This window comes from Clostridium sp. OM05-5BH, from assembly GCF_003481505.1.
Classification (GTDB): Bacteria; Bacillota; Clostridia; order Lachnospirales; family Lachnospiraceae; genus Otoolea; species Otoolea fessa.
Genome location: NZ_QULJ01000006.1, coordinates 160962 through 184589, shown reverse-complemented (window position 1 = coordinate 184589; position 23628 = coordinate 160962). Strand labels below are relative to the sequence as shown.

At 51.8% G+C, this 23628-nt stretch carries 21 protein-coding genes; 1 reads left to right on the top strand and 20 read right to left on the bottom strand.

From position 1 onward, the window contains the following. Positions 1–33: 33 nt before the first annotated feature. The 17 genes from DXB70_RS09680 to DXB70_RS09600 form a co-directional block, all read right to left on the bottom strand. On the bottom strand, positions 34–915 hold the full coding sequence (locus tag DXB70_RS09680) for a TPM domain-containing protein (RefSeq protein WP_118523272.1): 882 nt from the start codon (positions 913–915) through the stop codon (positions 34–36). After that, entirely contained in the window at positions 912–1997 is a 1086-nt protein-coding gene (locus DXB70_RS09675; protein WP_118673203.1) for a TFIIB-type zinc ribbon-containing protein, read from the bottom strand. Before DXB70_RS09675 ends, DXB70_RS09680 begins: the two co-directional genes overlap by 4 nt. A 5-nt stretch (positions 1998–2002) precedes the next feature. Next, positions 2003–3313 (bottom strand): SPFH domain-containing protein, encoded by a 1311-nt coding sequence (locus DXB70_RS09670; protein ID WP_118673202.1) that lies wholly within the window; start codon positions 3311–3313, stop codon positions 2003–2005. A 55-nt stretch (positions 3314–3368) separates the two neighbouring features. Then, positions 3369–4262 carry an ABC transporter permease subunit gene (locus DXB70_RS09665; RefSeq protein WP_243033992.1) on the bottom strand — a complete coding sequence of 298 codons (894 nt, stop codon included), beginning with the start codon at positions 4260–4262 and terminating at the stop codon, positions 3369–3371. A 7-nt stretch (positions 4263–4269) separates the two neighbouring features. Continuing rightward, the gene (locus tag DXB70_RS09660; protein WP_118673201.1) at positions 4270–5232 is read right to left on the bottom strand and encodes an ABC transporter ATP-binding protein; all 963 of its coding nucleotides are present in this window, start codon (positions 5230–5232) and stop codon (positions 4270–4272) included. After that, positions 5232–7688, bottom strand: coding sequence for a hypothetical protein (locus DXB70_RS09655; RefSeq protein WP_118673200.1), 2457 nt, complete (start codon positions 7686–7688; stop codon positions 5232–5234). The genes DXB70_RS09660 and DXB70_RS09655 overlap by 1 nt, the downstream gene beginning before the upstream one ends. Before the next feature lie 196 nt (positions 7689–7884). Beyond that, a complete protein-coding gene (locus DXB70_RS09650; RefSeq protein WP_333490916.1) occupies positions 7885–9024 on the bottom strand; it encodes a HAMP domain-containing sensor histidine kinase in 1140 nt (379 codons plus the stop codon). Further along, complete coding sequence (locus tag DXB70_RS09645) at positions 9014–9718, bottom strand: response regulator transcription factor (RefSeq protein WP_022360295.1); 705 nt, start codon at positions 9716–9718, stop codon at positions 9014–9016. The genes DXB70_RS09650 and DXB70_RS09645 overlap by 11 nt, the downstream gene beginning before the upstream one ends. A gap of 158 nt (positions 9719–9876) precedes the next feature. Further along, a complete protein-coding gene (locus tag DXB70_RS09640) occupies positions 9877–12006 on the bottom strand; it encodes an RNA degradosome polyphosphate kinase (protein WP_117796048.1) in 2130 nt (709 codons plus the stop codon). Positions 12007–12008: 2 nt separating this feature from the next. Further along, positions 12009–13574: an HD domain-containing protein gene (locus DXB70_RS09635; RefSeq protein WP_118673199.1), complete on the bottom strand. Its 1566-nt coding sequence runs from the start codon at positions 13572–13574 to the stop codon at positions 12009–12011. Between the two features lies 1 nt (position 13575). Continuing rightward, positions 13576–14874: an ATP-binding protein gene (locus tag DXB70_RS09630; protein WP_182426646.1), complete on the bottom strand. Its 1299-nt coding sequence runs from the start codon at positions 14872–14874 to the stop codon at positions 13576–13578. 106 nt (positions 14875–14980) lie between these two features. Continuing rightward, the gene (locus DXB70_RS09625) at positions 14981–16105 is read right to left on the bottom strand and encodes a bifunctional chorismate mutase/prephenate dehydratase (protein WP_118468371.1); all 1125 of its coding nucleotides are present in this window, start codon (positions 16103–16105) and stop codon (positions 14981–14983) included. A 3-nt stretch (positions 16106–16108) separates the two neighbouring features. Continuing rightward, positions 16109–16852: a lysophospholipid acyltransferase family protein gene (locus DXB70_RS09620; RefSeq protein ID WP_107001428.1), complete on the bottom strand. Its 744-nt coding sequence runs from the start codon at positions 16850–16852 to the stop codon at positions 16109–16111. Between the two features lie 296 nt (positions 16853–17148). Further along, entirely contained in the window at positions 17149–17592 is a 444-nt protein-coding gene (locus DXB70_RS09615; RefSeq protein ID WP_182427983.1) for a type II secretion system protein, read from the bottom strand. Beyond that, a complete protein-coding gene (locus DXB70_RS09610) occupies positions 17564–17746 on the bottom strand; it encodes a DUF4250 domain-containing protein (protein WP_022360303.1) in 183 nt (60 codons plus the stop codon). Before DXB70_RS09610 ends, DXB70_RS09615 begins: the two co-directional genes overlap by 29 nt. Before the next feature lie 20 nt (positions 17747–17766). Further along, on the bottom strand, positions 17767–18054 hold the full coding sequence (locus DXB70_RS09605) for a hypothetical protein (RefSeq protein ID WP_243098996.1): 288 nt from the start codon (positions 18052–18054) through the stop codon (positions 17767–17769). Positions 18055–18167: 113 nt separating this feature from the next. Continuing rightward, complete coding sequence (locus DXB70_RS09600) at positions 18168–19121, bottom strand: hypothetical protein (RefSeq protein WP_118673198.1); 954 nt, start codon at positions 19119–19121, stop codon at positions 18168–18170. Between the two features lie 697 nt (positions 19122–19818). Here DXB70_RS09600 and DXB70_RS09595 point away from each other — a divergent pair. Beyond that, positions 19819–20763, top strand: a complete 945-nt coding sequence (locus DXB70_RS09595) for a D-2-hydroxyacid dehydrogenase (RefSeq protein WP_022360306.1) — start codon at positions 19819–19821, stop codon at positions 20761–20763. Between the two features lie 120 nt (positions 20764–20883). Here DXB70_RS09595 and DXB70_RS09590 read toward each other — a convergent pair whose 3' ends face one another. From DXB70_RS09590 to DXB70_RS09580, 3 genes are read right to left on the bottom strand one after another with little or no spacing between them, the layout of a single operon-like run. Next, entirely contained in the window at positions 20884–21318 is a 435-nt protein-coding gene (locus DXB70_RS09590) for a protease complex subunit PrcB family protein (protein ID WP_022360307.1), read from the bottom strand. 55 nt (positions 21319–21373) lie between these two features. Further along, positions 21374–22516 (bottom strand): ABC transporter ATP-binding protein, encoded by a 1143-nt coding sequence (locus DXB70_RS09585; protein WP_118673197.1) that lies wholly within the window; start codon positions 22514–22516, stop codon positions 21374–21376. Positions 22517–22544: 28 nt separating this feature from the next. Further along, positions 22545–23621, bottom strand: coding sequence for an iron ABC transporter permease (locus DXB70_RS09580; protein WP_182448444.1), 1077 nt, complete (start codon positions 23619–23621; stop codon positions 22545–22547). Between the last annotated feature and the right edge of the window lie 7 nt (positions 23622–23628).

Genomic DNA, 23628 nt, shown 5'->3' with positions numbered 1-23628 from the left:
CATTCATCCGCCTTCCACACGAAATTGTATCAATTAAAACTTTCTGCCTCCGCCGCCGTGCATCCTTCCGCTGCTGCCCTGATGTATGGTCGTCCTTCCAGCCGAACCGCCCGAAGCGCCCGGACCCGGATTTTTTGGAATCCGTCTGGTCACTACCGACCGGTTTACAAACTGCTCCTCATTTTGGACAAAATGCAGCGCACTGTCCGCCCGGTATGCCATATGGAAACCCAGCGACTGGCGGTGTTCTTTCTGCATCTTATACTGGCGCATCACCGAAAAGCACGGGAGTGCCGCCACGATCGCTGCCGCGACCGCCGCAAACAGCGCCTCATACCATTCCAGGGAATGTTTTTTCTCCTCGCGCACCTGCGTATACTGTCCCGCCGGAACGCCCATCTCCAGATAATTTTCGATGCTGTCGATCGCCCCCAGAGCGCCTTCCGCATAGTTTCCATCCGCCACGCTGTCATATGCCGCATCCAGCACCTTCTCTACCCGCGCATCCGTCAGCACCTTCATCGCATACCCGGTGGTAGAAACGTATATCTCCCGGTTGTCCATATCGATCGAAAGCAGAATACCACTCGCATCGTCCCCGACGCCCAGTCCGTGGCTGTCGTAAAAATCATCGGCATAGCTTTCCGCCGATTCTCCCTGTGCGTCCTCGACTGTCAGTACCGCCAGATCGGCATCCTGTGAGTCACGCACCTCATCGATCCGTGTCTCCAGCTCCTGCACTTCTTCCGCGCTGAACAGTCCCGCCTCGTCGAAGACGCGCGTGCCTTCCGCCGCCCATATAGGGCTGACCTGTGAAAATGAAATAAATGCTGCAACGGAGAAGCATATAAAATCTTTCAGCCGTCCATATTTCTTCTTTTTCTGTGTGACTCCCGCATTTTGATTCTCTATCATATCAGGTATCCTCCCAACAGCAAAAGTACAAACACAGGAATGAAAATCGTCAAAAACAGGCGCGCCAGTTTTTTCGAATCAACCGGCAGGACGCCGCAGACCTTTCCATTTTCCCCATTCATCGCAAAATAGTACATCTGACCGCTCTTCGGATCCGGATAGGTCATCATCCACACCGGAAGCATGGCATAGTTCCATTTTTCCCCCGTGATGGTCTCCCGATGGTTCCGGATATCCACATGATCGTAGCCGGAGACGCTATTTTGCAGGGATTCTCTCGTATACTGCTTGATCTCCTGCTCAATCTCCTGTGCAAATTCTTCCTTTTCCCGGTCGCGCCGCTCCGCCCTAAATCCCAGAAAATAGCCTGCCTGAAACGGGCGCAGCTTCTTCATATCAAACGGAAGCACGGTCTCGGCAAGGCTGCGGTCCGCCTGCTTTAACGCGTTGCGCGCCACATCCTTGATGGGAAGCTCCGCCTTTTTCTCCAGATGGTAACGGCTCGTCTCGATATACTCGATCTCCCCCGCCACCGTCACGCGTTTCCGCAGCGCCTCCGCCTGCATCTCACCGGATACCTGGCAGCTATACATCCAATATGGATAATAAATTCCCTCCAGATACTCCATCTGACGCGGCGAGTAGAAATCATCCGGCACATACTTTTTCTTCTGAATCCAGTTTTTAAAGATTTCTTTTGCCTTTTTCTTGTCGATCTCAAACGGAATCAGACCGTCCGGGCGGTATTTACCGTCCAGACTTCCCGAAAGAACCACCGGATTGTGACAGTAACAGCAGTACGTGGACGCTGTCGTCTCCTGTGCCACGATCTCCGCGCCGCAGCTCGGGCAGGTATAGAGAACCATCTTAGACTCCGCCTGCTTCTGGCTCTCTATCTTTTCCGCTTCCGGCATTCCCCCCGGCTTCGAAGCTTCCTCTGACTTTCTGGCTGCCTCTTCCATCTCTTTCAACGTCTCTTCCGTAAACGCTGAGAGGCAGTATTCACATTTAAATTTCTGCGTCTTCGGATCAAACACCAGTCCGCCGCCGCAGTTTGGACACTTATATGATTGTATCTCCATACGCCCTATGACCTCGGTTTTCCGCATTCGGAACAAAACTTACCTGTATTGACCGTTCCGCAGCTGCAGGTCCACGGACCGGCTGGTCTTGGCTTGCCGCACTCGGAGCAGAACTTTCCGTGGTTGACATTGCCGCACTCACAAGTCCAGGATTCTGCCGGAGCTGCCGCACTGCCCTGAGGCGCTGCGTTCTGTCCTGCCGGTTGTGCATAGCCGCCCTGTGGTGCTCCCGGCTGCTGTGCATAACCACCCTGCGGCGCTCCATTCGCCTGCCCCGGCTCATAGCCGCCCTGCGGTGCCGCATATCCCTGCCGCGCCGCCTGCTGCATCTGCATCTGCTGCAGGTTGGACGCCGATGCGGCGCCCATAAATCCGCCGCCGAAGTTCATGCCGGCGCTCATTCCCATGAAGCCTGCCATCGCACCGCTTCCGTTGGAACCGGCTGCCTCAAAGCCGCGTGCCATCGCGCCCTGCACATACCCCTCGCGCACCGACGGGTCGCCGAGCATCGCGCCCTGATTCCGCATATTGATGAGTTTCTGCGATTCTTCATCATAGGAAATGCTGGCGATACCGACTGACTGGATCTCCATGCCACGCAGACGGTTCCACTCCTCATCCAGCGTCTCCGCCATATAGCGTCCCAGTTCCCTGCCTTTGGAGGCTACAAAGGAAATCCGCACGCCATCCGCCGACATCTGGTTGATCGAGGTCTGCAGCGCTTCCAGAAACTCCGCTAAATACTGCTCATTGATGGAATCAATCTCCACCTGATCCTGATTTTTCGGAATAGCCTCCGCATAAAATTTCAGTGGATCCGTAATCTTGATGGAGTAAGTTCCATGTGCGCGCAGAAACAGCTCGGAATTATAGAATAAATCAAAATAGTTGATCGGCGTCCGTGTGCCGAACTTGATTCCCTTGATCTCCTGGAGATTAATATAGTAGACCTTCTGTGCATACGGCGTCTGTCCGCCATAACGCACACGGTTGAAGGATTCTTTCAGTGCATCGCCGAACTGTCCGTTAAACAGAGACGGCAGGGATGAATTCTGCACTGTATAATAACCCTCTTCCGCTGTATAATCAACGACCTTACCGCCGTCCACCAGCATCATAAACTGATTCGGGTACACATGGATCACAGAGCCATTGGACACCGTTTCCGGTGTCCTCTTCCGGTTCTCCCCGCGGCGTGTCTGCACACCCGCTGAAAATACGGTCTGTTCCCCCATATTTTCCGGTTCAATCACTTCCAGCCACTGATCTGCCAGCCCGCCGCCGACCGCGTGTGCCGCTGCTCTGATAATTCCCATACTCACTGCCTCCTTCTCCAAATTCATAGTTTCTCTGTTTTTCTGCTTTTTCTATCTATCGGTTATCATTCCCTTTATTTTTCCCATGCCGATTCCATTTTCCCGGCGTGATCGCCCAGACTGCTGCCGCGATCAGCACCATCGCCAGCATACACTGCAAAATCAGGCTGCACGCCGTCCAGTGTGCTGTGATCGCATTGTCTGGAAATACGCCAAACAGTGGCTCGAACCATTTTCTCATGTCGCCGCTTCCCGCCTGTCCGTTAATTACATTATAAAACGAGACAGCCGGATTGAAAAGAAAGAGATAGCGTAAAATGCCGGAACTTGCCATTTCCGATGCATTGAGATTAGATGCATACGAATCTGCCGCCCGGAACGCCATCCGGTATGCAAACAGATTGACCGCCATCGTTCCCGCCGTCAGCGCCACCACCGTCACATAGGAGCAGACGGTCGATACCGTCGAGCGGCGCAGCACCGATGAATAAAAGATCCCGATACTGCCCGTTAAAATTGCCACAACACCGTGGCACAGAAACAGCATCCCGATGTCACGCAGCGTAATACCCCCGTAGACAAATACGAGCGCCTGTACCGGAAGCGCCGAGACCGCCAGCACCAGCATCGTCACCAGCGAGGACGCCAGTTTTCCAAGCACCATGTCACGCGGCTCCATCGTGGTCGTCAGCATCAGTTCCAGCGTCTGGCGTTCCCGCTCGCCGCTGATACTGCTGGCAGTCAGAGCCGGCATGATGAAAAGCAGCATGATAAATTCGATCGAGGAGACGAACGTGTAGAGATCCAGAAACTGCGAATACTGGATCTCCGCCGTCGTCCTGACCTGATCCGCCACCGAATACATATTAAACAGTGCCACCGCCGCCAGGATACTGTTAAAAACAAACAGAATCGCCATCATGCGGATGCTGCGGCTTCCGACTGTCATTTCCCTCCTAAATACCGGATTCCATCTCATGTTTCAGCACCGCCCTCTCTTCTTCATGTTCTGTGATCTGCATAAACAGTGATTCCAGGCTTCCCTTCTCGCGCATAAAGCTGCTGACCATCACATCTGCATCGATAAGCTGCTGCAAAAGCAGCGCCTCATCCTGCCGATCCCCCAAAAAGCCCAGCTTGATCTCATCCCCCTGCACCGCGATCGTCTGCACGCAAGGATGGCTTTTCAGGATCGCAAGCGCCTTTTCTTTCTGGCTGAAAATCGAGATCAGAAGCGGATTGGACGAGTTGATCCGCGCAAAAATCTGATCCATGCTGCCCTGCAGGACCGTTCTTCCCTGCTCAATGATGCCGATCGAGGTACAAAGCTCTGACAATTCCGATAAAATATGGGAGCTGACGAGCAGCGTTTTTCGCTGATCGCGCAGTTCTTTCAGAATCGCCGTATACTCCACCCGGGTGCGCGGATCCAGTCCGGAAGCCGGTTCATCCAGGATCAGAAGATCCGGATCGTGGATGAGCGCCCGCGCCAGACAGAGGCGCTGCTTCATACCTCTCGAAAGCCCGTCCACGAAAAAGTCCTCTTTATCTTCCAGCCGCACCTGTTCCAGAAGCGTATGGCAGCGCGTCCGCGCCTGCAGCCCCGTAATTCCGTAGCAGGATGCAAAAAATTCCATATATTCCGATACTTTCAGGTTATCATATACTCCGAAGAAATCCGGCACATAGCCGATCCGCCGCCGGAGTTCTTTTCCGTCTGAGTAAACATCCAGTCCGCCGATCTCCACCTCGCCCTCATCGGGAACGAGAAGTCCCGCAAGAATCTTGAGCGTCGTCGTCTTGCCTGCCCCATTGGGACCCACGAATCCAAAGAGTTCCCCGTCCGCGATCTCCAGATTCAGCCCATCCAGCGCTTGAAAATTGCCATATCGTTTTCTGAGGTTTTTAATCGTCAGCATCACTCTCTCCTCCCTACGACATAGATTCTTGGAAGCTGGCTTTCCCAGCCATACTCTCCCGTCTGTTCCGGCACATATTTGACGGTCAATGTGTTCGACGGAGACAGGTACGGCGAAAGCTCCTTTGCCGAATACTCTGATTTCAGCTCAATCCGGTCATTGCGCCCGGTCTCATAGTTATAGAAATACATGCTTCCGGAGAAGGATGACATATACGGATAGAGCGGATTTTCCGAAAATCGCGGTGACAGAGTCTCAAACGTAAGCTTTTCAATGACAAGGTCACTTCCCAGCGAATATTCGACCGTCGCAGCCTCCGCTGTTTCACCGCTATACATTGTGTTGTACGCCGCCTCATAATTTCCGGCGAGCACCGTTGGATCTTCCTCAAGCGCCGAACGGTAAAGTTTTCCGTCTTTTTCACGGTTCAGCGGGATTGACTCGGTCACCATGCAAAATCCTTCCCGAAGTGTACTCGCATCCGCCAGGAAATCTTCCTCGCCCTGGAGCTTCCGGGTTGAAAATGCCACCAGGCACGCCTCAGACGGATTGCGCCCCGCGCCGGAATCCAGATAAAAGCTCAAAAGTCTCGTCCGCTCCTGCGCCTTTAAATAGTCCGAATCCTCAATCTCCGCTTTCTCATACTGATCCGCCCCGGTCACCATCTGTGCTGCCGCATACGAATAGCTGACCGGATAATCGCAGCTCTCCTTTCCATCCAGAGAAACCGTCTGCCCAGGCTCTAATCTTCCCAGCAGCACCGCTTTCCCATTAATGAGCAGAGCCGCATTCTCCAGCGGTTCCTCAAAACAGTTTTTTACCGTTCCCGACACCACGCCGTCAAAATAGGAAATATTTCCCTGAACGCCCATCGCGTCCGTTTTCTCCAGCTCACGACGCAGGGTAAACAGATTCGGTGAAAATGCGACCGTATCCCGCATTTTAATTTCGACCCGTTCCGGCTGATAAACAAAGTTTGTATGATACTCTTCCTCACCGGTAAAGCGCACCGCCGAAACCGCATCGTAATAGTAACTGCGCGTCATCGGGCGCACCTCATAGCCCGGCTTTAAACTCACCGAATACGGCTTGTTATAAGGGCTTCGGATGTTCATATAAGTGGCTTCTTCCGCCTCTTCTCCCGAGGTATCCAGAATCGACGCATACGTCACAAACGGCTCCCGGAAGCGTGTCTTTACGCCCAGCGCATAAATAATGCCGGTAAATAAAAACGCCCCCAGTGTCACCGCCGGCAGATAATACCGGTAAATCCCTCGCTTTTTTAAGTAGAAATAGATGCCCGGACCAATCAAAAGCAGATAGACCACCACGATCGCCGTGTACGCCGCAACCTTCGGAAGCCGCCCCGCATTGCCGGTGTTGACCAGCCCCTGTACGCTGAAATACGAGCCCGAATAACCGTAGTAATCCTCCTGTGCCAGCTCGTCCACGGTATCACTTCCCAGCACCAGCGTATACAGCTTTTCAAATGAGGATGGATTGGTCAGACACAAATCGCTGATCGCATCCATCGAAAAGGCAGCTGCCACGATCCGCCCCTGTTTGCAGTTCGTATGGGATAACAGCGGGAACACTTCCCCCACCAGCAGAGTGCTGCCGTTCTTTAGGTTCACATCGACGCATTCTGCCTGGATCTCCCCCGTCTGCTCGCCCGGTGCCGTCTCCCCGCCCAGACTGACCGGAACGATTACCGCATCCAGATACGGCGGCTCCAGCACCTTCTCTGCAAACCTGCCATAATTTCTCGCACAATCCACACCGCCGCCAAAGAGGATCGTACCGCCGTCTTCCACCCAGCGCCGCAGCGCCTCATACTGGACATCGCTGAGCGAATCCAGGTCAAATCCAGACACAATTACCAGATCCAGCGGATCGTAACCCAGCCGGTTATCCGGCGCCTGCTCGGCATCAAGAAAAACCGCCCGCGTCCGAAGCGTCCCATACCGGATGCCCGCGCCGTCTAAATAAGAAAGTGCCTCCGGCGTATCCGTCAAAATTCCGATATAGCTCTCCGCAACGTCCTCCTCAGAACCAAGTTTCAGACGTTTCCGGATGACCGTTTTCCCGTTTACATCCTGTACCGATACAAACATCTGATCTGCCCGCACACCCAGCGGGATATAATATTCTTGTTCAAACTTCTCCCCCGCTGCCAACGATACCGGATAAGAATACTGGTACGCCTCCAGACTGGACTGTGCGGTCAGAAACTCCAGCGTTCCCTCAAACGGCGCTGTATCATTATTCAGAAGGACCGTTACCCGAAGGTAACGGTCACTCTTTGCCGTATTGTCAAATCCATAGGAAACATCCATCGACAGCGGCGCATCTGCTTCCTTCTGTGAGGCATATACGTACCCTGCAGGAAGGCAGAATAGTGCCATCCATCCGATCAATATCGCAAAAAAGAACTGTATTCCCCTCTTTTTCTGCATCCTTTCTCTCCCTATCTGTAACTGTTCACGCATACGTGCCCAGTAACGGAATTTGCCGTGGCTTCGCATTTAAATACGGCAAATTCCTGCTGCCACCATGTTTTCTTACGGCCCTTTCGGTTCCAAAAGTGCCTACCTGTGAACAGTAACCAAAAATCCATTAAAATGTCTATCAGATTCTTTCCCACACTCGCCTTTACGGCATCTGGAAATTTTCCCTGTTGATGTCAAAATTCGTCCGCAGGCGCACCGTAAACACCGTTCCATTCAGATCGCTCGTTACCTGAATCGTGCCGCCGTGCATATCGACGATATTTTTGGCGATCGCCAGACCTAACCCTGTGCCGCCCGTGTTGGTCGATCGCGACTGTTCCACACGGTAGAATTTATTAAATAAAAGAGGCAGCTCGTCCGCCGGAATCACGTAACCGTAGTTCGTCACCGAGACGGTCACGACCTCTTCCTCCGCATGAATCTGCACCAGCACCCGTTTTCCGTCTGCACCGTATTTGATCGCGTTATTGATCAGGTTGTCAAAGAGGCGCGCCAGAAGATTTCCGTCTGCCGTGATAACCTTGCCCGGGACATTGCTCTGCAGCTCGTAGGAGAGGTTTTTGTCCTTGAAGCTCGGATAAAATTCCTCCAACAGCTGGCTGAGCAGTTTGACGATGTCCACCTTCGACACGTGCATTGCCACTTTTCCATAATTCATTTTGGTAAAACCAAACAAATCTTCGATCAGTTTTTCCAGACGTTTCGATTTTGCATAGGCAATATCAATATATTTTTTCTGCATTTCTGCAGGAATCTCCACCTTGCCGGACAGAAGTTCAAGATAGCCGATGATCGAGGTCAGCGGTGTCCGCAGATCGTGTGCCACATTGGTAATCAGCTCGTTCTTCGTGCGCTCCGCCTCGCGCTCCTTGTCCATCAGATTCCGGATATCCCCGACCATCTTATTTAAATTGACCGCCATCGCCGTAAACTCGTCGTCGCCCCGCACCTCGATCGTCGTATTCAAATCGCCCTCGGAAATATTCTGAATCGCGGACGAGATCCGGCTGATATAGCGCATGGACCGCTCCTGGAGGGCAAAAAAAGTGACTGAGAAGATCGCGATGCCCGACAGAAGATAGACAAATGCCATCAGTGTCTCTGTCTCCGTCAGGCGCAGGAAAAAAGAATCCCGGTACCGCGTCTCCCGCAGATAGCTGCTGATCATCGAAACATTGGCAATCAGAAACACCTCCACCAGGCATGCCACCACGGTGCTGTAAACGATGTTCATGACCATCCGTGTCCGGAATCGGCGACTCATATCTTTTTTATTTTTCAATTTTGTATCCTACCCCCCAGACCGTTGTAATGATCTTGTTCTGTCGGGTGTCCTCCTTCATCTTGCCGCGAAGCCGTCTGATATGTACCATAACCGTGTTATTTGCCTCGTAGACTTTCTCATTCCACACCTTCTCAAAGATTTCATCGGTGCTGAAGACCCGCCCCGGATTGGATGCCAGCAGATACAGAATGTCAAATTCGATCGGCGTCAGCTTGATCTCCTCGCCGTACACCGTCACTTTATGATTATCTTTGTTGATCGTGAGTCCCTTGATCGAGATCTCATTTTTAACCTGGTTTCCTGCACCGCTCTGCGGATTTAACTGCGTATAGCGGCGAAGCTGTGATTTGACGCGCGCCGTCAGCTCCAGCGGGTTAAATGGTTTCGTCACGTAATCATCCGCGCCGGTTCCCAGTCCCAGAATCTTATCCAGATCCGCTGAGCGCGCGCTCAGCATGATGATCGGGATATTGTTCGTCTCCCGGATCTTGCGGCACATCTCCAGACCATCCATCCCCGGCATCATGATATCGAGAAGCACCAGATGAATCGTCTCCTTCTCCAGAATCTCCAATCCCTCTAACGCATTGGATGCCTTATATACTTTATAACCATCACTGACCAGATAAATCTCCACCAGATCGGCAATCTCTTTCTCATCATCCACCACCAGAACGTGTATTTCAGACATAAAAAAACCTCCCTCATATGTAATGCAGGTTCCCGGTATCTCTATGCGAAATACCAGACGAATATACCTGTTTCCAGTTTACCATATGGGGAGGATTTATGCTTTAAAAATTTATTACATTTTTGGAGAATTTTGCTTATCTGCGAACTGCAATTTCTTTATTGTTCCAGCGGAATAAACACCCTCATCGCCGCCGGGTCCTGCTTTTTTCCAGCCTCCTTCGCCGCCTGCACTGCCTCCGCACAGAAGGTATCCTGCGCGCAGACCGGCTCTTTGCCGCGGCGGTTGCGTTTAGCGTAGGTTCCGTCCGGTCTCAGGTACTGCGCCTTGACATTGTCGGCAAGCTGTACCTCTAAGATGTGACAGATGCGTGCTTTCAGCTTCTCATCCTCAACCGGGAAGAGAATCTCCACACGACGGTCGAGGTTTCGCGGCATCCAGTCGGCACTTCCCATGAAAATCTGCGGTTCACCATCGTTCTCGAAGTAGAAAATACGGCTGTGTTCAAGGAAATTTCCAACGATCGAGCAGACCGTTATATTCTCGCTTAATCCCGGAATCCCGGCGCGCAGACAGCAAATGCCGCGGACGATGAGTTGTATTTTTACCCCCGCATTGGACGCCTCGTAAAGACTCGCAATGATCTCACGGTCGCACAGGGAGTTCATCTTTGCCACGATCCGCGCTGGAATACCTTCGCGGGCGTTGCGCGTTTCCCGCTGGATCAGGCGCAGAAAACGTCCGCGCAGCCACAGCGGCGCCAGCGACAGCTTGTTCCAGCCAAGCGGCTCCGAATAACCCGACAGCATATTAAAGACTGCAGTCGCATCCTCACCGATCAGCGGATCACAGGTTAAAAGACCGCAGTCGGTGTAGAGTTTTGCCGTCGAATCGTTGTAATTTCCAGTTCCCAGATGGACGTAGCGGCGGATGCCCTCTTCCTCGCGGCGCACCACCAGCGTGATCTTACTGTGTGTTTTCAGCCCCAGCAGACCGTAGATAACGTGGCAGCCGGCTTTTTCCAGCATCTTCGCCCAGAGAATATTGTTTTCCTCGTCAAAACGGGCTTTCAGCTCAACCAGAACCGACACCTGTTTTCCATTGTCCGCCGCTTCGGCGAGCGCCGCGATAATCGGGGAGTTGCCGCTGACACGATAGAGGGTCTGCTTGATCGCCAGCACCTCCGGGTCGCGGGCAGCTTTCTTGATAAAATTGACGACCGGCTCAAAAGTCTCAAACGGGTGGGTCAGCAATATATCGCCTTTGCGGATATTGGCAAAAATATCATCCTCATTCATCAGCGCCGGAACCGGCTGCGGCGTGTACGGCGGTGTCTTAAATTCGTCAAAGCCCGGCAGACCGAACACCTTCATGAGAACGGTCAGATCAAGCGGTCCGTCAATCTCATAGATCGCGTGCCCGCCGACGTGCAGCTCCTTTTTGAGGATGTCTAAGAGGCGCTTGTCCGCCTTTTTCTCGATATCCAGGCGGATGACCTCGCCCCACTGGCGTTTCTTGAGCTTCTGCTCGATCTCCTTGAGCAGATCCTCCGCCTCATCCTCGTCGATGCTCAGATCGGCATTTCGCATGACACGGAACGGATGACAGCTGATAATATCATAATTTAAGAACAATTTGTCAATGTTCCGCTCGATGACTTCTTCCAGATAAATGATCGATTTGCCCTCCTGGCACGGCAGCTCCACCACGCGTGGAAGCCCGCCCGGCACACAGACCATCGCAAATTCCAGCTCGCCGTCTCCCTTTTTCTTGCGGACCAGCGCAGCAATATTTAACGATTTATTGTGAATGAGAGGGAACGGGCGGGAGGAATCAACCGCCATCGGCGTGAGGACCGGATAGACCGATTCCTCAAAATACCGATCAACGTACACCGCTTCTTCCTTCGTAAGCTTCTCATGCTCGGTGACCACGCGCAGACCGTGCTGTTTTAAGAGCGGCAGGAGCATCCGGTTGTAGGTCCGGTACTGATTCTCGACCAGCTCATGCGTTTTTCCATCGATCGCATCCAGCTGTTCCTGTGCCGTCATACCCGCAATATCCCGCTTCGTATAATTGGCGTGAACCATGTCCTTGAGGGATGCCACGCGGACCATGAAAAACTCATCCAGGTTCGACGCCGTGATGCTTAAAAATTTCAGGCGTTCAAACAGTGGGGTCGTCTTATCGCGCGCCTCACCCAGAATCCGGTAGTTAAATTCCAGCCAGCTCAGTTCACGGTTTACATAATTTTCAGGTTCTCCGTATTTCAACACTGCATCCGACATCCTTATACCCCTCTTTTCTGCCTGAGTACAGGCCGTATTCCAAAGACTTCCTCAAAGAAATCTGCCTTCTGGTCAAATGAATACTGCTCCAGCACGATACTCTCCGGACAGTCCGTCGTAATCACCAGACTGCCGTTCCGCACAGCGATGCGGCTGTCGCTCAGTTTCTGGCGGTGGCTGCGGTCCATCGAATTGGCCAGACGCAAAATTGCCGTCAGCTTCGCAATCAGAATCGTCAGCTCTCTCCGGGAGGTTCCAAGCCCCGCATACTGGGACAGATCCGACTCCAGAATGACCTCATCGTAGGCATATTCCTGAATGTTGTAGCGCACGATATTGGCTACAATCTCGCGCTCCAGATGGGAAATTCCGATGATCTCCGTATCCATGATAATTTGGTACGAGCTTTCCGAACCGCGCGTGATGCTGACAAACTTGCCGCAGTCATGCAGGGTCGCCGCGATCTTTAAAAGCAGGCGTTCCCGCGCTCCCAGACCATGGTATTTCTTCGTTGAATCAAAGATCATCTCCGCCGACCGCTCTACCTCGCGCACATGTGCGCCGTGGCAGCGGTAGCGCTTCGCCATCTGGCGCGCCGTTGAGAGAATATCTGCCTCAAAATCATGATGGAAGCGGACCAGACGGTTTTCCTGTGCGTACTCTGCCGCGATACCATCGCAGAGTGTCGTCCCCGGTGCCCAGATATAGGAAGCACCCGTCATGTCTAATATCTTCCGGTAGAGAATCGCACTTGGAATCAGCACTTCTGCGTAATCCTGCGGCAGTTCATAGCGCTCCTGAATCTCCTCCGAGGACATTCCGATCAGCTTCTCGCAGAACACGCCAAATTCCTTTGCCGTGAACCGCGCCCCGCCTTTTTCATGCATGCCGCGGCTGATCATATAGTTCATTGTCTCGCCGGTCGCAATCAGCGTCTCAATCTGATGCTCTTTTAAAAATATCTTCCGAAATGTGTATAATTCATTTTCTACCAGCTCATCGATGATCGCCGGAATCTTCCGGTAATCGACGCGCCAGTGTGCTGACATTTCACTTAAGCGCAGCACGCCGAGCAGAAGGTTCTGCGTTGATACCAGTACCTCCTCATCAAAAAGGGAGATCTGGGTGCTTCCGAATCCGACATCCATCAGCGCCGCGCCATTTTTCACGGTGCGCTGGAATTCTTCCTCCCTGGCTGCAACAGCTTTATAACTCTTAAAACGCAGCTCCGAGTTGTTCATCGTGCGGACCCGGAGTCCGGTACGCACCAGAATCCGGTCCAGTACCATCTGGCTGTTCCGCGCCTCCCGAAGCGCACTGCTCGCAAATGCCCGGTAATCCGATACCCGGTATGTTTTCATCACTTCCCGGAACTTATTCAGGACCTCGCACATTTCCTCCACGATCTCGTGGCTCAAACGTCCGTCATTGTACGTGTCTTTGCCAAGCGCCAGCGCATGGCGCACATGATCAATCTCGCGGATTCCGGCGGAAGCAGAAATCTCGAAAATTCCCAGCTCCAGTTCGAAGGAACCCACATCAATAGCGGCAAAGGTTTTAACGGTCATATTACTTGATCTCTCCTTTCAGCTTGCTGCGTAAGTTTGCAATAAACTGGGTGGCAGTACGTCCGGACAGCCCGCCGTGGCTTAACTCCCACTTGTTGGCTTCCAGAAGCAGATCTGCCTCCGGCATATGGATGTGGTATTTATCTGCCAGTACGCGGACGATGTTCTGGAACTCTTTCTTGTCCGGTGAGCCGTAGTAGATCGTGACGCCAAAACGCGCAACCAGGGACAGTTTTTCCTGCACCGTATCGTTGGAGTGCAGATCGTCGTCCAGCTCGCGCTTATCGCTGAATTTCTCGCGGATTAAGTGACGGCGGTTCGATGTCGCATAGATCAGGACATTCTGCGGCTTAATGCCGAGACCACCCTCTATGATTGCTTTCAGATATTTATATTCCAGCTCATATTCCTCAAAGGAAAGATCGTCCATATAAATGATAAATTTGTAGTTGCGGTCTTTGATCTGCTCCAGGACATCTGACAGTCCGCGAAACTGGTGCTTGTACACCTCGATCATGCGGAGTCCGCGGTCATAATACTGATTTAAGATCGCCTTGATACTGGATGATTTACCAGTACCGCTGTCACCGAAAAGCAGGCAGTTGTTTGCCGCGCGCCCCTCGATAAATGCCTCGGTATTCTCAATCAGCTTGGCTTTCTGCAGCTCATAGCCGACCAGATCGCTCAGCTCAATATGTTCCACGCGCGTGATCGGCTCGATATCGACCTGTTTTGCCTCCTCATCCATGATAATATGGAATGCTTTGTTAAGGCCAAACTTGCCAACACCAAATTCTTTATAAAATTCGGTCACGATATCCTGAAATTCCTGATCACTCTCCGCATGCTCCAGGGAAACCGATAATTCAACGATCCGATCGCGGATGCGGTGGTTGAACGCCTTGCTGTTTTCCAGCGCATTTTCGTAATGCTTCATCTCCGACCAGATGCCGTTCTCAGTCTCGTCCAGACAGGCAATATCCAGGGAAAAAAGCTCTCTGACCTGTGCAAAATCGTGACGTGCAAGCTCGCTCAAGCTGCCGCCGACCGGTCCGATGATCTCACAGGATGTGCTGTAGGCATTTTCATTGTTTGCCATGCAGAACGCCAGGAAACAATGCCACAGGTTTCCGCGGAATCCATAGGTCACTGCCAGATCGATGAGCTGACTCGCGCATGCATATGCATCCGGGCGTGCCTCGCCTTCTTCTGGTTTTAAGAGGCTGCACATGTCGTCAAATAACTGCTGATACCGCAGGTTGCGGTATAAAATCATCGTATTTTTTCTTTTTTCTTCCATTATTCTGCCTTTCCGGTTACCATCACATGCTTTTACGGCACTTTCAGTGTCAAAAATGCCTGCCCGTGGACAGCACCCCATTCTGTCTTGTCCTAAGCTAAAGAGTCTAGTAATTTCCTAATATTTTTACATTTTTCGCTTCGCGCATGATTCCGTACAGTGCATTCTGCACACCGGCATCCTCCAGGTTTCCCTCGATGTCCACGAAGAAGCGGTACTGCCAACTCTCCTCCGGGATCGGGCGGGACTCGATCATCCGCATATTGACGTCATTGAAAATAAAATTGCCGAGCATGCTGTACAGCGTACCGCTGCGGTGCGGCAGCTCGAAACAGAGGCTGATTTTCTCTGCGCCCGCCTGATAGACGCGATCCTTCGCCAAAATCAGGAAACGGGTCGTGTTGTCCGGACAGTTGTTGATCGGACCTGCCAGCTTTTTGAGCCTGTAAATCTCACCTGCCACCTCACCTGCCACTGCCGCCTGTGACGGATCCTTCTCATCGCGTACCTTCTGTGCCGCCACAGCATTATTTTCCATGCTGAGCTGCTGCCAGTCGTGCTGGTTTAAGAAGTCGCTGCTCTGCATCAGCGCCTGCGGATGTGCATAAACACGCTTCACATCGGAAAGTTCCGCATCCGGTGTGCCAAGCAGGTAGTGGTGTACCGGCAGAAATGTTTCCGCCACAATCACATTGTCGTATTTTAAAAGCAAATCATAGTTGTCCGTCACAGCACCGGCGGAAGAATTTTCAATCGGAAGCACCGCAAAATCAGATTTTCCCTCCTGAATCTCCACCATCATATCCTCGAACCGGCGTACATGATGGATATCCGCGTCTTTTCCAAAGAACTGCAGCGCCGCCGCATGACCGTAAGCGCCCTCTAATCCCTGGAACACCACGCGTTTTCCGGCTGTTTCAAGCTTCTCCACCTTATGGAAGCCCAGATCCGGACCGCCGACGCGCCCTGCGATCGTCTGATACTGATACCGGCGGCTCAGCGTCATCATCTGCAAAAACAGCTCGGCAACCGCCTGCTTGTTGAACTCGCCCTCTGCCATCGCCTGAACTGACTCGATCTTCTGTTTCTCACGCTCGGCATCGTAAACCGCCTTTCCGGTCGCGATCTTATACTCTGCCACCTCGCTGCAAAGGCGCATTCTCTCCTCAAATAACTTTTCTATCTGGGTGTCAATCTGATCCAGACGCCCTCTTATCTCCAGCAAATCCATCTCTTAGCTGTTCTCCTTTTCCATCTCTGAAAGCATCCCTGCGATCTTTTCTCTCGTATATGCGCCGACAAACTTCCGGTTCTCCGGATCCAGCTCTTTCACGATGAACGGCTCGCCGAACTCAATCACGACATGGCTCGGACAAATAAGTGGAATATGCTTCTCAAAGACCTCCGCTGTTCCCTTGATCGCCACTGGAACAACCGGACAGCCAGATTTCTCTGCAATCTTCAAGCTTCCCTCTTTAAATGGAAGCAGATCTGAAAGCTGTTCATTTTTATTGCGGGTTCCCTCCGGAAAAATCCAGACAGAAACGCCGCGGCGCACCTTCTCGATCCCCGCCAGAATCGTTTTTAAACCTTCTTTTATATTGTTCCGATCTAAAAACAGACAGTTGACATTGAGCATCCATTTTGACAAGAGCGGAATCTTCTCCATCTCTTTCTTTGCCACAAATCCCATCAGTCCCGGAACCGTCGTATAGCCAACCAGGATATCAAAATAGCTCCGGTGGTTTCCCACATAGAGCACCGGGCGATCCTGCGGAATATTTTCATATCCGCGCACCTCTACCGTCACACCTGCCATTTTGAGCAGTTTTTCAAAAATATTACGCACCATCTGGGTGCTTTCTTCCTCCACTGCGACCGGATCTACCTGTCCCTGTTTATCCATACGGTGCAATGTGCCGATGGAACCAACAAGGAAGCTGACGATCGTTCCTACTATCTTTATCGCGCGAAACATACTGATACCTCTCTTTTCTCTTGTATCTGTCCGAAACCGTCTGGTTTTTATCCTGCTATTTTCATTTCCAGACAGACTGCTTTACTGTCTCATTATATAGAAAGAAGCAGGGTTTTACAAGACTTTCCTTGTAAGACATCCTGCCTCTGTTACTGTTCACGCATACGTGCCCAGTATCGGAATTTGCCGTGGCTTCGCATTTAAATACGGCAAATTCCTGCTGCCACCACGTTTTCTTACGGCACTTTCGGTTCCAAAAGTGCCTACCTGTGAACAGTAACCTGCCTCTCTATTTTTTATGGATTCACAATCTCCGTCTTTCCGCTGATCAGCGCTTCCACCTCGATTCCACCTATCTCGCACAAGATTCCCTCATAGCTTTCCAGTGTATCGCTGTAATACACGCTGTAGATAGACACATCCTCAGAAATCTCTCCATCCAGATAGTTTTCCAGCGGATTTTCTCCCAGATCCCGGAAAGAACCACCCAGATCCATCATCAGCTCCCAGCTTTCCGGATGAATGTCCTGCTCATCCAAATCATGCAGATACATCCAGAGCGCCATGCATAGAATCCTCGCCTCGGCTTTCGCCCGCACTTCCTTCGCTTTCTGTACCTGTCCGGACATGATCGGGATCGAAACTGCAACGAGAATCGACACAATCCCGGTCACAATCAGCAGCTCTGCCAGCGTAAAGCCTGACCGTGCCCTAGCGGAACTGGTTCTTTTCTCTGTCATAGGTATATCCCACCGCCTGCAGCTTCTTCTCAAGCTCCGACCGTTCTGTATCAAACGCACTGCATAATTCATCTAAATCCGGGTAAAAATCTCTGAGCTGTGTGTTCACAAAGCTCAGGCACATAATCGGATCGTTCGGTATTTTTCCTGCCATCTTTTTCCCTTTCTGTCCTTTTATTCATACTCAAACGTAACTGTCACATAGTAACCGCGATCATTTTCCTCGATCGCCTTTACCACGCCGTGATCGGCGGGAATCCGGTCATTCAGCTTAAAAAGCCCCGACATCGCCACCGCCGGTTCAATCATATAATTGACATTAAACGGCGTCACCGACTCCGTCACCTCTACTGTCTGTCCGACTTCTACCAGTCCCGGACGTTCCATTTTAAATACAACATCTCTTGTCACGCCGTTTTCCCTCTTCTTTCTGGTCTGATCCCCGATTCTGGCTGCCGGCATATCCTCACGCCGTGCCTCTGATTTCAAATTTTTTTACACGAACCATAACCGCCAGCTTACCAGTTTTCTAGTATACGGCACTTTTTTCCTTTTATCAACTGCGCCCACATAACCTACCGTTCGTTTTTTTCACGCGCCATCCGCCGCAGCTGCCGAAATCCAAGCCATGCCAGTAAAAGCAGCAGCAGACTTACACTGATCGTCAGTCCGTAGTGAATCCACCGTCTCCAGCACGGAAGCGGGAGGTTTTCCACCGGCGCAGTCTCTGTTTCCACCAGAGTTCCCGGATCCGCTTCTATTTCTGTCATCTCTTCCACATCCGATTCCGCTTTTTCATACTCCATCCGCCTCCGGTAACGCTCATATGCCGGAAGTCTGACCGTTCCCCCGTACACTGCCCGGCAGTCCCATACGCGGCGTTTTGCCTGTACCGCCGCATTGCGACACCAGATGCCAGCCTCATCCTGATAAGCATCTCCCTCCCAGCTTGCCGACTCAATCTGCACCTCATCCTCCGATAGCCCTGCACTTGCAAGCAGTTCTTCCCTGCACGCCTCCAACGGCGGCACTTTTTCATCATGCATCACGACAGTTCCACCCAGCCGGTATGTGTCCGCCCCGTATTCGTGAAATACGACCGAAATCTCAAATCCATCCTGCCAGTGTTCGTTCTCATAAGAGGTTCTTTTCAGATCCAACATAACCGATACCGTCTTCCGGCTCTCCCGATCCTCCACCTCCATCGGCGCTCTCGCCGGGATCTCCTGTTCCCGCGTCACGGATGGATAGACCATCTCCCCCGAAACCTCCCGCGTTCTGCCGCGCACCGGCACCGCCTCTATCTCTGTCCCCACAAGCCGGTAGGTAATTTCCCCCTCTTCCAGATATTCTTCCGGCGCTTCTGGTATCTCAGCCTCTTTCAAATAGGAAGAAGAATAACGGATCCGCCGTTCTCCCGCCTTATCTTCCTGTGCGTAAGCCTGTCCGCCGGTGCCCTGCAGGCACAGCAGCACAAATGTCAGCACTGCCAGCCTCCCGCCATATCTTCTGTCTTCTCTTTTCCCCATACATTCTCCCTTTCTGCCATTCCCCGGCAAATGTCTCCTGCCAGCCGAACCGCATTCTTTCGTAAGCACGTTCTAAATTTCCGTACTCCTCTCTCAACCTTCTCCATCCTTTCTAAAATTGTTATTGTTCACGCATACGTGCCCCGTAACGGAATTTGTCGTGGCTTCGCATTAAATGAACAGTAACCTGAAATTTTCTGTGCTGAGTTTAAATCGGCATAAAATACCACATCACACACAAATATCATTCAAGATATAAGATGCCATGTTTTCTAAATGCCGATATGATACTTATATTCAGCACCACGAAATCATATGACTGCTTTTTTGTTTCATAGGACGCAGTTTCCCCTGAAACAAAAAATGCATTATGAAATTTCATAAATACCCGGATATTTCTGTGAATCACAGATGCCCTCTTTGCGGGCAGAATCATCGAATGCCGTCCGGAACCGGACTTTGAACTGCATCGTACCTTTATTATAGTCTGCCCTATCTCAAAATACAATTTATAAATCGCTCCCGCGGCATTTTCTACAAAAACACCTTTTTATCCAGCATTTACTTATAAGTGTTATATAAAAAATCGAATACGAGTTTCTTTTTGGTACGGCAAAATGACTTGACTGAACAGCAGATTTTAGGTATACTTGCATATAGGTACATTTTACAAAATAAGAGCGGAGGAAATTAAACTATGAAGTGTCTTATCATTGACAAAGTATACGCTGGTATTGCTGAAGAACTCAGCAAATACATGGAAGTTAAAACTGCAGAGAATCTGCCGTCCACCAAGGATCAGTTATTAGCTGAAATCGGTGACGTAGACGTTCTGATCATGCGTGTAGATCCGAAGATCGATCAGGAGATCATCGACGCTGCTAAGAACCTGAAGGTTATCGGCGTTTGCTCCGTTGGTCTGAACCACATTGATATGGACTATGCAAAATCCAAAGGAATCCAGATCTTCAACGCACCGGGCTTAAACGCTAACGCAGTTGCAGAGCTGACCATTTCCAAGATGTTAGATATCTCCCGTGGTACTTTCACAGCTAACTACGATGTAAAAGTAAAACACGAGTGGAACAAATATAAATTCGAAGGTCGTGAGCTTCGCGGCAAGACTCTGGGTGTTATGGGCTTCGGTCGTATCGGTAAGAGAGTCGGCGAACTTGGTCGTGCATTTGGTATGACTGTCGTTGCTTACGATCCATTCCTGAAACCGGAAGATTTCGAGAAAGAGCATGCAACTGGCATGTCCGTAGACGAGATGTTAAAGGTAGCTGATTTCGTATCTATCCACGTACCGCTGACACCAGAGACAAAGGATCTGTTCAACGCTAAGTCCATCGCTGAGATGAAGGATGATGCAGTTGTTCTGAACATGAGCCGTGGTGGTATCGTAAACGAGAAAGACATGTACGAGGCTCTGAAAGCTGGCAAGATCGGCGGCTACGCAGCAGACGTTATGGAGAACGAGCTGGCTGGCAGCGGTCTGACAGGTGATGATACATTCGCAAGCCCGCTGTTTGAGTGCGATAACTTCATCGTTTCCCCGCACATCGGTGCTCAGTCCGTAGATGCTTCCAGAGACATCGGACTTCACATCATTTCCAAGGTAAAAGAGGCTCTTTCCCTGTAATCAGGAAACCAGTCTTATACTCATATAGGAAATCCTGCGGAAATCGTTCTGCAGAAACTGCATAAAGACAGGAACCGGATGATACTCTCGCCGGTTCCTGTTTTTTTGTTTCATAGGAAACTACTGGAATACCACTGGCTCCTCCAGCAGTTCCGTCCGCAGCACAATATACGGATACGACGGCTCTTCCCCGGTCGGCTCGCTTCTCTCCGGTCCTTTTAACTCGGTCTTGACGATGATCGAATTGTCCGTCAGGTACAACTCCGGAACCGTAATGCTGTAGCCGCCGGTCTCCTGCTTGCCGTACCCGGCAGCTATGTAGAGGTCATTTCCGCTTGTGTAAGTCAGGCGGAAGGAATCGTTCTTCTTTTCTTCTATGATCTGCGCCAGCTCCTGCGGCGTCTCATCGGGACCTATGACGGCAAATTCCAGATCTCGCAATTTTTCTGCCTGTTTTTCACCGCCGCATGCAACCGCATAGACCCCCGCCAGAAAGATTCCCATCACAGCCATAAGGCTTAGAAGCCATTTTTTCCTGCTTTTCTTACTTTTCATCAAATAAAAAACCTCCCGCTCCCCTGCACGCAGCCACGCGGCAAAATGCTTTGATTTACTGCATTTTATGAAGCGGAAGGTTGTGATATTCAATCTTTTTTCCTTTTTCTCTGGCATACGCCAGCAGCCGGTCGTTCGCCGCCGCCCAGCCCCCATACTGCCTGCGGCACGCAATCACGCACTGGCACGCATCCAGACATTCTCTGGCTTCTTGTTCCTTTTCCTCTGATATTTCTTCAAATGCGGGGACTGCAATCAATCTGGACGCCAATGTACAAGCCGCCGGATAATCTAAGTCGGCTTCCGATACGATCCCTGCCGCAAACGTAGTTCCAGCTCTCTGAAGCTGCCAGAAGACAGCGCGCCCGCTTCCTCCTCCTGCCAGCACAAACACCTCTGGTGCCCCCTCCGGACGTGGAAGCTCCATACTGCCGCCTGTCTGACGGAAGCGCCCTTCCTCGACCTGGAACAGCTCGGAAAGATGTTCCGGAGTCAGCATCTCTTCCGGGCGTCCAAACCGGCTTTCCTGCCCCGGGCTGACGCACAGCACCCAGTCAGAGACGCGCTCCGCCAGATCAAGTTCATGAATGGATAAAATGACTGCCACCTTCTTGCGGCGCGCCAGCTCCTGCAAGACCGACATAAATTCCAGCTTATAACGGATATCCAGATAGGAAGTCGGCTCATCGAGAAGCAGCAGTTCCGGCTCCTGACAGAGCGCCCGCGCCAGCATCACCCGCTGCCGCTGACCGTCGCTGAGCGTCTGGAAGTCCCGCTCCCGAAGCTCTGATACCTGCACTGCCTCCATCGCCTCATCAACTGCCTTCCAGTCCTCCTCCGAGAGGACACCAAACCGCCCCGTGTACGGATAACGCCCGGCTGCCACAACATCCCGGCAGGTCATCCACTCTGCATGGACCTTTTCCGTAAACATGACCGCCATCCGCCGTGCGCGCTCCGTTCCCTTCATTCCCAGAAGGTCCGCGCCGTCCAGGTAAACCGCGCCTCCCAGAGGGGGAAGCTGCGCGGCGACACTCTTTAAAATGGTCGATTTTCCGGCTCCATTCGGTCCGACTAAAGTCAGGATCTCACCCTTCCTTATCCCGATCCGGACTGGATTTAAGATCTGTTTTCCACCGTATCCAACCTGTAAGTCCTCTGTATAAAAGTAGATCTTCTCCTCAGTTTCTGGATTCATGGTATTTTCTCCTCTGCTTCTCTATGCTTCAGGTACTCTTTCGATGTTTCCGCATCATCACAAAAATCACGACCGGCGCACCGAAGACAGCTGTTACCGTGCTGATACTCAATTCCGTCGGGGCAAAGACCGTCCGCGCCAGCCAGTCGCTGAACAGGCAGAACACGCTTCCGCCCAGGAAACAGCCCGGAATCAGCACCAGCGGTCTTGTATCGGCAAACAGCCAGCGTATCAGATGCGGAACCGCGATTCCAACAAAGGAAACCGGACCGGCAAATGCCGCTACGCAGCCAGATAAGATGCTGGACAAAATCACCATAAAGAAACGCAGATGTGCGACATTGACTCCCATGCTTTTCGCATACGTCTCCCCCATCTGGTATGCGCCGATCGGCTTGGATAACAGAAACACCGCTGCCGCTGAGACAAAGGTCACGCCCGCCATGACTGCCACATTTTCCCATGTCATACCAGAAAAACTTCCGCGCGACCAGTTATGCAGGTTGACAATATCCGCATCGCTGGCGAAGGTCACAACAAAATCCGTGATTGCCGAGCAAATATAGCCGATCATCACGCCCCCGACGATCAGCATCGCCATCTGTTCCATCTTCCGCGCGACCAGGAGCACAAACAGCATAGAGAGAAGCGCTCCGGCAAATGCCGCTGCCACCAGCATCCCCGAATTGATCGTAATATTCCATTCCAGAAATCCGACCATCACAAGTGCTACCAAAAGCTTTGAACCAGAAGAAATTCCCAGCACAAAGGGACCCGCGATCGGATTGTGGAAAAAGGTCTGTAACAGATACCCTGACAGTGCCAGCGCCCCACCAAGGATCAGCGCCGCCAGCGCGCGCGGCAGACGGATCTCCCAGATGATCGTCCACGCCATTCCACGCAGCTTAGGCTCCCGCAATTCCTGTAAAAATTCCATGATCGGAACCGATACACTGCCTGAACAGGCACTCCAGATAAGCGACAGGAGCAGCAGCATAATCAGAAGCAGAAATGCGCCTGCGATCCGCACCTGTCTGCCTGCCTGCGCCAGGTTTCTTTGTCCTTTTTCCTGTTTTTGTCTGTTTGCTTCTGGTACTGAACGCATCGTTTCT